This window comes from Bacillus sp. ATD (genome assembly GCF_050585765.1).
In the GTDB taxonomy this organism is placed as follows: Bacteria; Bacillota; Bacilli; order Bacillales; family Bacillaceae; genus Bacillus; species Bacillus stercoris.
In genome coordinates this window covers 427,619-438,648 of the sequence record NZ_JBOBQH010000001.1, presented here as the reverse complement: position 1 = coordinate 438,648, position 11,030 = coordinate 427,619, and the positions used below count along the sequence as shown (strand labels likewise).

Below are 11,030 nucleotides of genomic sequence, written 5' to 3'. Positions count from 1 at the left end.
TTCCCGATAATTCTCTATAAGAAAAACTATTCTTTCCCTCTACATCATCAAAAGCCTTTTTCTTTTGAGCAGATATCTCTCTTTCTTCGTATTTTCCTTTACATATCGCCAAAGGTAGTAGAGTTTATTATTTTTTTAACTTTTTCTTCATTGTCTTTCGGGTTTTGTTTACATGTATTTGCATTGGCGGAGCAGCTAAACATAAAAGAATATTCCATCCCTAAATAATCTTGTTTTTTCGATTTTATATAACCAAGGAAGATATAAGATGGTGTCTCTTCTTTGTCAAAGTTTTCTTGTCTTGAGGCAAAGTAAATATCTTTATCCTTCGTTTCTAATTTCTCAAAATCACCTTTGTATTCATTTTTACCGCTAATAATATCCAACATATTCTCCGGTTCGTTTATAAACGATTCATTTTGATAAAACTTAACTGAAGCATTCATTACTATATTCGTTTTTTTATTAAAACTATCAAAAAATAGTGACTCGTTTGTCTTTGAAGTTTCAGAGTTGGAATACTCCGCATCTTCCGGAAACAACATCCTAAACCCTTTCAGCCTAGACTCCAGCAAATAATACCCCGGCTCCTCTTCCTTCGTTGACACCATATACTCTCTCGTCTTCTCATCTTGAAACGCCGGAACCTGTGGAAGGTCTTTTGGATTCATGTCTTTTGGTTTTACAGTTTCTGCGTTATTGTCGTTCATACTGCATCCACCTGTCAGGACAAGTAATAAACTGAAGCAAATCAAGATGATCTTTTTCATTATAAACCTCCACGGGTTTTTTGTTGTTTCTTCAAATAATACTAATTGCCTAAGGGTTTGTATAACTTCACTTGCATGAATTGAGGCAGACAATTATTAATAGTTATACTCTAAATCTATTAGCCCAACTTTACGCCTTCATCCTCATTCTCCATCTTATTTCTCCTTTTTATCTATTAAAAGGTGATAGAATTAATTAATTTCTCAACTTTGTTTTTAGCCTTTTCTTCATCTAAAGAGCATGGTTGATTTTCATTTTTGCATCCGAAAGTAAAGGCGAATTCAACTCCTAGGTTATCTTCTTCTGTAGATTTCACATATCCAAAGTAACTGTATGAATAATTATATTTTCTTTCAATATCCTCAAAGATGTCTTTTTTCTTAGCAAAGTAGATGTCCGTGTTCTTTTTACTGCTTTTTTTATATTCACCTTTATAATCATTTTTCCCACTTACAATATCTAGCATTGTTTCAGGTTCGTTCACAAAGCTTTCTTCTTTGTAGAATGTTACATGCCCATCAAACATTACATTGGTGTCTTTATCGTAACTATTAAATCCGATACTTTCTTTATTTTTCCCAGTTAACGATGATCTTCTTGCTAGATATTTAGCATCTGCTGGAAACAACATCCTAAACCCTTGCAGCTTAGATTCAAGCAAATAATAGCCCGGCTCCTCTTCCTTCGTTGACACCATATACTCTCTCGTCTTCTCATCTTGGAACGCCGGAACCTGTGGAAGGTCTTTTGGATCCATGCCCTTTGGTTTTACGGCTTCTGTGTTATTGTCTTTTGTGTTGTTTTTTTCATTGTTGTTCATACTGCATCCGACTGTCAGGGCAAGTAATAAGCTAAAGCTGATCAAGATGGTTTTTTTCACGACGAACCTCCAATAGGTTTAACTAATCAATATTACTGATCCAATTGAAAAGTGATTCTGTGTAAACTTTTCTTTATAGTCATACTCTAAGTTAATTATAAAGAGCTTTATATTTTCGTTCATGAAAACATTCTTATTGTCCATCTCTACTCCCCTTCTTATAAAAGATAATAGAATGAATGAGAGTATCAGTTCTTTCTCTTGCTTGATCTCCATTCAAAGCACAGGGTTGATCAACCTTTTTACAACGAACTATAAAAGAATATACTATTCCCAAGTACTCTTCATCACTAGATTTTATATATCCAAAATAACGAAAGGAATAATTGTATTTACGATCACTGTTTTTAAAAGTGCTTTTTTTTGATGCAGTATATACTATTTTCCCGTCAGTTTTTTCTTTCTTAAATTCACCTTTGTAACCATTCTCATTACTAATTTGGCGCAACATTGTCTCTGGATTATTAATAAAAGAAGATTTGTTATAGTAGCTAATTTGTGCATCTAAGAGTATATTTGATTTTTCATTATAACTTTGAAATCCTATCGATTCGCTATTCTTTCCATTTGATGTGGAATAATTAGGAAGATACTCGCCATCCTCCGGAAACAACATCCTAAACCCTTTCAGCTTAGATTCAAGCACATAATACCCTGGCTCCTCTTCTTTCGTTGACACCATGTACTCTCTCGTCTTCTCGTCCTGAAACGCCGGAACCTGCGGCAGGTCTTTTGGATCCATGTCTTTTGGTTTTACGGCTTCTGTGTTATTGTCTTTTGTGTTGTTTTTTTCTTTGTTGTTCATACTGCATCCGCCTGTCAGAGTAAGTAATAAGCAGAAGCAAAGCAAGATGATTCTTTTCATGACGAACCTCCACGGGTTTAACTGATAGATTGTTACAACATGATTATTTAGTTCTAGCCGTATTACAATATAGAATCATACTGAAAAAGACCGCCGCGTTCTATCGGCAGTCTTGACCAGACATGATTGTTACTCTTTTTTCGAATAAAATACTCTGGATATAAACAGGCCAATGACCCCTAACAAGATGAATAAGACCGCTCTCCAAACAATATCAATCGAAGCAGAATCTATTAAAAATATTTTGGCAAGTGTAATGAATAAAAAGATCAGCCCAATTCGGTTCCATGTCTTGTCTTTGGTTGCGTAATAAACAGCATACATCACAATGACAAATATAAACCAAGACAGGGATACTCCGACGTTTACTGATACGCCGTCAATCCTATCCGACATCCATATGGATAATTTGCTGAAGAATACTAGCAGCAGCAATGAAACAGCGGACGAAACAACGATTGTGATTTGTTTATAATGTATTTTCTTCGAATACAGATAGCCGCCAAATAGTGAGCAGATCAGCAGCAGCCAAGAGACAATGCTGAGAACGTGTAATGAACGTGCCGGGTATTGTATGAGGCCGCAGGCTGCCTGTAATAATACAATCACTCCGGCAATGCCGATCAACCAGCTTTTTTTGCGGTATGACACGTAACACATGATGATTCCTTGTAAGGTGAATATGATGTATAGCAAGCTCACATTTTCAGCTAATGCATCCGCTGCCAATACATTAAAATAAATCATAGAAATGAGAAAAAACGTATGTTTGATTTCGGCAAATTCTTTACTTTTCCATAAGCTTAACAACAGGTAAAACACAAATGCAGCAATATAAAAAGCGTATAAGCCTGTATCGTTTTTCATGTACAGGACAACCCCTGTAATGAAAACGACAAAAGCTCCGATTGTAACAGCTGTGAGATAGACAGCTTTTTTAAATTGGCTGTTCGATCGTAAGGCTGATAGGATCGTAATCGCCTGCTGTAGGATAAATACAGCAAGTGTCCAACCCGTCACCTGCGCATCTGTAAATGATAAGAAAGCAAAAATCGCTAATATGAAAGCATAGTTTGCTATATTCCATGCTACACTGTACTTTTGTTTAACTGTCTCATATATTAAGCCTGCGAAAACCAATGACTCATATACATAAAAGATGTATTCATTTCCTTGTTTCCCGCCAAATAAAAAAGGATACAAGTAAACACCTGCGACGATAATCGCAATCAGTGTTTGTGATCGGTATTTTCTTGATATGTACACACCGCCCGCAACGCCTGCAGCAAGAAGGATCATTGTAAGCGGCGTCGGTATAATCTGGTACAGCATGTTACCCGCAAACAAAGAAACAATGTAGACAATATTACTGCCCGCCAATAATGAACTGCCCAATACACTGGCATTTTTCTTATGTGACCTGCTACCGAGAACATATAGCACAATAGAGACAATAAGTCCTGCCCCTACCCTCATATATGCGTTGATCCAGCCTTTTTCTGCAGCTGCCACAAATGCCCAAATCATACCAAGAAGAAAAACAAAAATAAAGATCTTCGGAAGCCAATTTCCCGCCATGTTTTCTAAAGTGCGGTTCTCTTTTCGCGGAGCCGGCGTCTTTTGTGGAACTTCGGTTTCCTTGTTGATTTTTGGGTGCTCTTCCGTTTTGACTACTGTTTGTTCTTTCTTGCCAGCAGCGAGATATGCGATCTCCCTTTTGACACTTTCCAGTTCTTGTTCTAAACGTCCAACTCTTTTGTTCAGTTCATCAATTTTTTCGTTCACCATTCTCTCCTCATTTTTCGAATAATTAGCAGCCGCTTTTTCATACTATGTCTTTTCCTCACTATCCTGACCGGTTTGTATAAAATAATCCTAAAGACCCGATATCCATTTGGGATTTTCATTCTTAGTCATGTTACATCATGGGAAATTTTTGTTAAATAGGAAATTCGATTGGTTTTTTCATTTCTTCTATTAGGACAAGACAAATGGTTCAGCTGAAACAAATACATAAAAAAGGAGCTGACATATGAGCAGCTCCAATCCTTTTATTTTTCAGAATGGCGTTTTTTCAATACATCAAGCACATCATCCAGCGGCAAGGCTTGTTCTCTGAGCAGGACAAGCAGGTGATACAGCAGGTCTGCCGCTTCCCATTTGAGTTCCTCATGATCCCGGTTTTTCGCGGCGATGATGACTTCGGATGCTTCTTCTCCAACTTTTTTCAAAATCTTATCGACGCCTTCACGGAAGAGGTACGTGGTGTAAGCTCCTTCAGGCATTTCCGCTTGGCGTTCCGCGATTACGCGCTCCAGTTCGTTCATGATGCCGAATCGGCCCGCGGCCTGTTCTTCTGTTTGTTCCTTTGTAAAACAGCTGTAGCTGCCAATGTGGCATGCCGGGCCTGACGGTTCTACGAGTACGAGCAACGCGTCTTGATCGCAGTCATACCGGATACCTTTGACGGCTTGCGTGTTCCCTGAGGTTTCTCCTTTATGCCATAGCGCTTGGCGTGAGCGGCTGTAAAACCATGTTTCCTTCGTTTCCAGCGTTTTTTCGTACGATTCCTTGTTCATATAGGCAAGTGTCAGCACTTCTTTGCTTGCCGCATCCTGCACGATGGCAGGAATTAATCCGTCCTCATTAAAACACAGTTCGTCTGCCTGTTTCATCTCACATTCACCCCGTACTCTTTCAAGTATGATTTCACTTCTTTAATTGATGTTTCTTTATAATGAAAAATTGAGGCGGCCAGCGCAGCGTCGGCTTCCCCTTTTGTAAAAGCCTCAAGCATATGCTGTGCGCTTCCCGCGCCTCCCGAGGCGATAACAGGGACTGGGACAGCTTCAGAAACAAGCTTTGTCAGCCTGTGGTCAAACCCTTTTTTCTCACCGTCAGAGTCCATGCTTGTCAGCAATATTTCTCCTGCCCCGCGTTTGACGCCTTCTTTTGCCCACTCGGTGACTTCCCAATCTGTTTTCTTTCTGCCGCCGTGCGTGTAGACCTTATATGTGTCAGATTCTTTGTCATACTTGGCATCGATGGCAAGTACGATGCATTGAGAACCGAAAAACTCGGCTCCTTCTGTAATCAGCTCAGAGCGGAGAACAGCTGCCGTGTTCACCGACACTTTGTCTGCTCCGGCGCGCAGAATCGTTTTCATATCACTGAGCTGATTGATGCCGCCGCCGACTGTAAACGGAATCGCAAGCTTCGCGGCAACCTGCTCCACGACGTCAACCATCGTTTTTCGTCCTTCATACGAGGCGGAGATATCAAGAAAGACCAGTTCATCCGCACCTTCTCGGTCGTACACTTCGGCAAGTTCAACCGGATCACCGGCATCCTTCAATTCGAGAAATTGAATTCCTTTGACAACGCGCCCTTCTTTGACATCAAGACATGGAATAATTCGTTTTGTGATCATTTGCGCTTCACCCTTTCAAGCGCCTCACTCAGCGTAAACTGATTGGTGTACAGCGCTTTTCCGATGATCGCTCCAGACACGCCATCCGCCTGATAGCGGGCGAGGGCTTCGAGATCCGCGACAGAGCTGACTCCGCCGGAAGCAATCACCGATTTACCCGTTTCCTTAGCAAGCTCGACCGTGCTTTGAACATTTGGGCCTGACAGCATTCCGTCTGTTGCGATGTCAGTAAAAATAAAGACTTCCGCACCTTCATTGGCCAGCTCTTTGCCCAGTTCAGCGGCCTTAAGGGTTGATGTTTCTAGCCATCCCTCTGTTGAAACAAAACCGTTTCTCGCATCCAGTCCGATGGCAATCTTCTCGCCATATTGTTTCAGCATTTTTTTGACAAACGGAGGATTAGAAACTGCTGAACTTCCCAGGATCACCCGATCGACTCCTGCTGATAAATATTCATAGACGTCCTTTTCAGAACGGATCCCGCCGCCGATTTCAACTTTCAGATTCAGCTTTTGCGCAATCTCAATCACATGGCGGTCATTCACTCTTTTCCCTTCTTTGGCCCCGTCGAGATCAACGAGATGGATCCATTCGGCTCCCTCTCTCGCAAATAACGCAGCCATGTCGTACGGTGAATCGCCATATATCGTTTCCTTATTATAATCCCCTTGAACAAGGCGGACACATTTGCCGTTTCTCATATCAATTGCCGGATATAATGTAAAAACACTCATTTTTTCACCTTCTGTTCTGCTGCCATTTTCGTGAATTGGGTTAAGATGGACATTCCGACCGTGCTGCTTTTTTCCGGGTGAAATTGGGCGCCGAAAACATTCCCTTTTCCGACTACTGCAGGCACTCGCACACCATAATCAGCGCTTGCCAGAAGCGCATCCCCCTCCATCCCGTCAATGTAATAAGAATGAACGAAGTAAGCGTAGCCTTGTTCTGTTTCAGACAGCAGCGGAGATTCGTTATGAAAGGAAAGGCGATTCCAACCCATATGCGGAACCTTCAGCTTGTTTCCTTTTCCATCTTCTGCTTTCAGCCTGACTGCTTTTCCTTTTAGCAGCCCGAGACCTGAAGCGGTGCCGTTTTCTTCGCTTTCTTCAAATAAAAGCTGCATGCCAAGGCAGATCCCGAGAAGCAGCCTTCCCTCTGAGACCATATCGTGAATCAATTGATCGAGCTTCGTGTGGCGCAAATTGTCCATCGCGTCTCCAAATGAACCGACTCCCGGCAAAATGAAGGCATCGGCTTCTTTCAGCGCCTCGGGCTTTTCAGAAACAAAATACGGTACGCCGACACGCTCAAGCGCCTTTGAGACACTGTATAAATTGCCCATTCCGTAATCTATTACGCCGATCATTTACAGCATCCCTTTCGTTGACGGTATTCCTTTAACACGCGGATCGATCGTTGTCGCTTCATCAAGCGCGCGCCCCAGCGCTTTAAAAACAGCTTCAATCATGTGGTGTGTGTTTGTGCCGTAATGAACGATGACGTGCAGGTTCATCCGGGCTTCAAGCGCCAGCTTCCACAAAAATTCATGTACAAGCTCCGTATCGAAAGTTCCGACTTTCGCCGCCGGGAAGTCAGCGCGCATTTCCAAGTGCGGCCGGTTGCTTAAATCAATCACAACTTGAGCAAGTGCCTCATCCATCGGCACAAACGCCGATCCATAGCGTTTGATTCCTTTTTTATCACCCAACGCTTCAAGCAGCGCCTGTCCTAAGCAGATGCCGATATCTTCAGTCGTGTGGTGATCATCTATATCAACATCGCCTTTTGCGTTAATGGAAAGATCGAATTGGCCGTGTTTCGTGAATAAATCAAGCATATGTGTCATAAACGGCACGTCTGTTTTGATATCCGCTTGTCCCTCGCCGTCTATTGCGAATGCCAGCTCAATATCTGTTTCGTTTGTTTTTCTGGCGCGTTCCGCTTTTCTCATTTAGAATTCCTCCGTTCTCTCGCTTCAATTGATCTGGCATGGGCTTCTAACCCTTCCAGTCTGGCAAAAGCCGCGATGCTTTCGGCATGTTCTTCAAAGGCTGATTGGCTGTAAGAAATAATGCTCGATTTCTTTTGAAAATCCGTTACGTTTAAAGGACTTGAAAATCTGGCTGTTCCGTTTGTCGGGAGCACATGGTTTGGCCCGGCGAAATAATCACCGACAGGCTCAGGGCTGTATCTGCCTAAGAAAATTGCACCCGCATGTTTGATGCTGCCAAGCAAAGCTTCCGGAGACTGTGTGAGGATTTCTAAATGCTCCGGCGCGAGCGTATTGACAGTATCAATCGCTTCATCCATTGTTTCTGCCACATAGATACAACCGTAATCACTCACTGAAGCTTCCGCTATTTCTCGTCGCGGCAAGGTTTTCAGCTGCTCATTCACCTCGGCTGAAACCGCCTCGGCCAGTGCCATGGAATCTGTGACAAACACACATGAGCTGAGCTTATCGTGTTCCGCCTGTGAAAGCAGGTCGGCCGCAATTTCATGCGGTATCGCTGTTTCATCAGCCAGCACGACGATTTCACTAGGTCCGGCAATCATATCGATATCGACTTCGCCGAACACCTCCCGTTTGGCAAGCGCGACATAAATGTTGCCCGGACCCGTGATTTTATCCACCGGCTCAATGCTTTCTGTTCCGTATGCTAACGCCGCGATCGCCTGAGCACCGCCCATTTTGTAAATGTCTTTTATGCCAAGTTCAGCAGCAGCAACCAAAACTCCCGGAGACAGCCGACCGTCTTTTCCCGGAGGCGTGACGAGAACGATTCTTTCAACGCCCGCTACGAGCGCCGGAATCACATTCATCAAAACAGATGAAGGATATGCGGCCGTTCCCCCTGGCACATATACACCGGCGGAATCAAGCGCCGTCACCTTCTGTCCCAGCATTGTGCCGTCTTTTCTGTGATAAAACCAGGAGGATTGCAGCTGTCTTTCGTGATATTCCCTAATATTTTCGATTGTCTGCCTAATCACTTGAAGAAGATGTGAATCCAGCGAGGTGTATGCCTCCTCAATTTCCTCTTTTGTGACGAGCGGGCTGTTTATGTCGATCCCGTCAAATTTCGCTGTATAGCTGCGGACCGCCTGATCACCATTTGCCTTTACATCTTCAATAATGGACCGGACCGTCTTTCTTTGCTCTTCCGTTCCGGCATCGATGGAACGCTTGAGAGAAAGCCGCTCTGCTCCGCTGATGGTTTTGATCTTCATTTTGCCGTTTCTCCTTCCACAACAAGAGATAGGCGGGATGCCATTTCGTCAATCACATCGTCTTTCATTCGATAGCTTACCGGGTTGACAATAAAGCGGGAGGTAATGTCACAAATGTGCTCCATTTCTACAAGCCCATTTTCCTTCAGCGTCTGTCCTGTGGAAACAATGTCCACTATCCGATCTGCAAGTCCAATGAGGGGGGCCAGCTCAATTGAACCGTTGAGCTTAATGATCTCGACCTGTTCTCCCTGCTCTCTGAAATAACTGGAAGCCACATTCGGATACTTTGTCGCGATTCGTGGCGCTACGCCGCTCGAGTCTGTATTCGGAAGTCCGGCGACTGCCAAGTGGCATTTGCTGATGTTCAAATCCAGTACCTCATACACATCGCGCTCTTCCTCCAGCATGACATCCTTGCCCGCTATTCCGACGTCTGCCACGCCATGCTCCACATACGTGGTTACGTCCATCGGCTTCGCTAATATGAAACGAAGATTTTCCTCCGGCACATCGATGATCAGTTTCCTCGAATCTTCAAACTCCTCAGGGAGCTTATAGCCCGCCTGCCTCAGCAGCCCTGCCGCTTCTTCAAATATCCGGCCCTTTGGCATTGCCATTGTGAGTAACTTACCCATTTTGCTCTTCCTTTCTGGCACCGATAAAATAAGTGACGTTTGCAAAAGATTTTGTCATCTGGTCGATATTTTCTATTCCCGATAAATCTTGAAGAACCACTTTTTTCCCTTTCATCCGTTCTTCATTCGCATAAGCGATGGCTTGCGCCCGCTGCTCTTTGCTGAAAATAACAGCATCTATATCACAAGGTTCGTCTTTCATATGAAGGGCTTCAATCAGCCGGTCGATCCGAAGCCCAAAGCCTGTTGCCGGAGCAGGTGAATCAAAATGGCCCAGCAGCTTGTTATAACGGCCGCCGCTTCCAATGACAAAACCGACATTCTCAGCGTACACTTCAAATAAAATCCCTGTGTAATAGCTCATGTGGCTGACCATATTCAGATCCAGGCGGACATTTTCCGTACATCCGTAATCCTCAAGAATGTCCCACAGCGCCTTCAGCTCATCAACCACGCTTTTTCCTTGCGCAGAATCGACGATTCCCTCGGCACGTCCGCATACTTCTATGCCGCCCCGCAATTCAAGGAGCTCAAGCAACCTGCTTTTATCAATGGAGGAAAGCGGGAGAGATTTGACATGCTCTCTGTAGCCGACGTAGTTCTTTTCATATAAGAACCTCCGCAGCACATCAGCCCGTTCAACGTTTCCGAGCACCTCAACAAACAAAGCATCCGCAATACCGGCATGGCCGATGGCAATTTTAAAGGATGCCAGCCCAGTGTTTTTTAATGCACCGACGACTAAAGCAATAACCTCCGCATCCGCGCTCGTCGTGCCGTCACCGATTAACTCCACTCCGATCTGTTCGAACTCTGCAGGACGTCCGCCTTCACGCTCCTGAGCTCTGAATACATTTGCCGCATAGCCGACTCTGAGCGGATGATCGTGTTTCAAAAGCTTTGATGCTGCCACCCTTGCAATCGGCCCCGTCATATCCGGTCGAAGCACCAATGTCTTGCCGTCCTGATCAAGAAGCTTAAACAGCTGCTGCTCTTCTATTGCTGATTGGACGCCAACGGTATCGTAAAACTCCAGTGTCGGCGTTTCCATAAATTGATATCCCCATTTATCAATCAAATCGGTTAACGATCGTCTCACCTTTTTTTTCGTTTCGTATAAACCGGGCAGTGTATCTCTCATGCCGTGCGGTTTTTCAAACATAAACATCAACCCGCGCACCTCCGTTGTCATCTTATGAAGGAAAATTCCGA

Annotated in this window: 11 protein-coding genes and 2 pseudogenes; all 13 read right to left on the bottom strand. The window is 43.8% G+C overall.

The features are described 5' to 3' along the window. Positions 1–98: 98 nt before the first annotated feature. A complete protein-coding gene (locus ACQXR1_RS02210) occupies positions 99–770 on the bottom strand; it encodes a lipoprotein YvcA (RefSeq protein ID WP_243571547.1) in 672 nt (223 codons plus the stop codon). A 156-nt stretch (positions 771–926) separates the two neighbouring features. Continuing rightward, positions 927–1,651, bottom strand: a pseudogene (locus ACQXR1_RS02205) (lipoprotein YvcA). Between the two features lie 63 nt (positions 1,652–1,714). Further along, a pseudogene (locus ACQXR1_RS02200) lies at positions 1,715–1,795 on the bottom strand (hypothetical protein); the annotation flags it as partial. After that, positions 1,785–2,516, bottom strand: a complete 732-nt coding sequence (locus ACQXR1_RS02195; protein ID WP_430771658.1) for a lipoprotein YvcA — start codon at positions 2,514–2,516, stop codon at positions 1,785–1,787. The pseudogene ACQXR1_RS02200 and the gene ACQXR1_RS02195, both read right to left, overlap by 11 nt. A gap of 129 nt (positions 2,517–2,645) precedes the next feature. Continuing rightward, a complete protein-coding gene (locus tag ACQXR1_RS02190; RefSeq protein ID WP_430771657.1) occupies positions 2,646–4,304 on the bottom strand; it encodes a DUF2339 domain-containing protein in 1,659 nt (552 codons plus the stop codon). A gap of 263 nt (positions 4,305–4,567) precedes the next feature. Continuing rightward, complete coding sequence (gene hisIE / locus ACQXR1_RS02185; RefSeq protein ID WP_430771656.1) at positions 4,568–5,191, bottom strand: bifunctional phosphoribosyl-AMP cyclohydrolase/phosphoribosyl-ATP diphosphatase HisIE; 624 nt, start codon at positions 5,189–5,191, stop codon at positions 4,568–4,570. Beyond that, the gene (gene hisF / locus ACQXR1_RS02180) at positions 5,188–5,946 is read right to left on the bottom strand and encodes an imidazole glycerol phosphate synthase subunit HisF (RefSeq protein ID WP_430771655.1); all 759 of its coding nucleotides are present in this window, start codon (positions 5,944–5,946) and stop codon (positions 5,188–5,190) included. The genes hisIE and hisF overlap by 4 nt, the downstream gene beginning before the upstream one ends. Continuing rightward, the gene (gene hisA, locus ACQXR1_RS02175; RefSeq protein ID WP_430771654.1) at positions 5,943–6,680 is read right to left on the bottom strand and encodes a 1-(5-phosphoribosyl)-5-[(5-phosphoribosylamino)methylideneamino]imidazole-4-carboxamide isomerase; all 738 of its coding nucleotides are present in this window, start codon (positions 6,678–6,680) and stop codon (positions 5,943–5,945) included. The genes hisF and hisA overlap by 4 nt, the downstream gene beginning before the upstream one ends. Further along, entirely contained in the window at positions 6,677–7,315 is a 639-nt protein-coding gene (hisH, locus tag ACQXR1_RS02170; RefSeq protein WP_071582361.1) for an imidazole glycerol phosphate synthase subunit HisH, read from the bottom strand. The genes hisA and hisH overlap by 4 nt, the downstream gene beginning before the upstream one ends. Then, positions 7,316–7,900 (bottom strand): imidazoleglycerol-phosphate dehydratase HisB, encoded by a 585-nt coding sequence (hisB, locus tag ACQXR1_RS02165; RefSeq protein ID WP_106019624.1) that lies wholly within the window; start codon positions 7,898–7,900, stop codon positions 7,316–7,318. It abuts the gene before it with no gap. Further along, positions 7,897–9,180, bottom strand: a complete 1,284-nt coding sequence (hisD, locus tag ACQXR1_RS02160) for a histidinol dehydrogenase (RefSeq protein ID WP_430771653.1) — start codon at positions 9,178–9,180, stop codon at positions 7,897–7,899. The genes hisB and hisD overlap by 4 nt, the downstream gene beginning before the upstream one ends. Continuing rightward, on the bottom strand, positions 9,177–9,818 hold the full coding sequence (gene hisG, locus ACQXR1_RS02155; protein ID WP_040081700.1) for an ATP phosphoribosyltransferase: 642 nt from the start codon (positions 9,816–9,818) through the stop codon (positions 9,177–9,179). The genes hisD and hisG overlap by 4 nt, the downstream gene beginning before the upstream one ends. Then, a complete protein-coding gene (locus ACQXR1_RS02150) occupies positions 9,811–10,986 on the bottom strand; it encodes an ATP phosphoribosyltransferase regulatory subunit (RefSeq protein WP_430771652.1) in 1,176 nt (391 codons plus the stop codon). The genes hisG and ACQXR1_RS02150 overlap by 8 nt, the downstream gene beginning before the upstream one ends. Positions 10,987–11,030: the final 44 nt, after the last annotated feature.

Coding starts and splice junctions, on each gene's coding strand:
- ACQXR1_RS02210 (WP_243571547.1), bottom strand. CDS start 770: ATGAAAAAGATCATCTTGATTTGCTTCAGTTTATTACTTGTCCTGACA.
- ACQXR1_RS02195 (WP_430771658.1), bottom strand. CDS start 2,516: ATGAAAAGAATCATCTTGCTTTGCTTCTGCTTATTACTTACTCTGACA.
- ACQXR1_RS02190 (WP_430771657.1), bottom strand. CDS start 4,304: ATGGTGAACGAAAAAATTGATGAACTGAACAAAAGAGTTGGACGTTTA.
- hisIE (WP_430771656.1), bottom strand. CDS start 5,191: ATGAAACAGGCAGACGAACTGTGTTTTAATGAGGACGGATTAATTCCT.
- hisF (WP_430771655.1), bottom strand. CDS start 5,946: ATGATCACAAAACGAATTATTCCATGTCTTGATGTCAAAGAAGGGCGC.
- hisA (WP_430771654.1), bottom strand. CDS start 6,680: ATGAGTGTTTTTACATTATATCCGGCAATTGATATGAGAAACGGCAAA.
- hisH (WP_071582361.1), bottom strand. CDS start 7,315: ATGATCGGCGTAATAGATTACGGAATGGGCAATTTATACAGTGTCTCA.
- hisB (WP_106019624.1), bottom strand. CDS start 7,900: ATGAGAAAAGCGGAACGCGCCAGAAAAACAAACGAAACAGATATTGAG.
- hisD (WP_430771653.1), bottom strand. CDS start 9,180: ATGAAGATCAAAACCATCAGCGGAGCAGAGCGGCTTTCTCTCAAGCGT.
- hisG (WP_040081700.1), bottom strand. CDS start 9,818: ATGGGTAAGTTACTCACAATGGCAATGCCAAAGGGCCGGATATTTGAA.
- ACQXR1_RS02150 (WP_430771652.1), bottom strand. CDS start 10,986: ATGTTTATGTTTGAAAAACCGCACGGCATGAGAGATACACTGCCCGGT.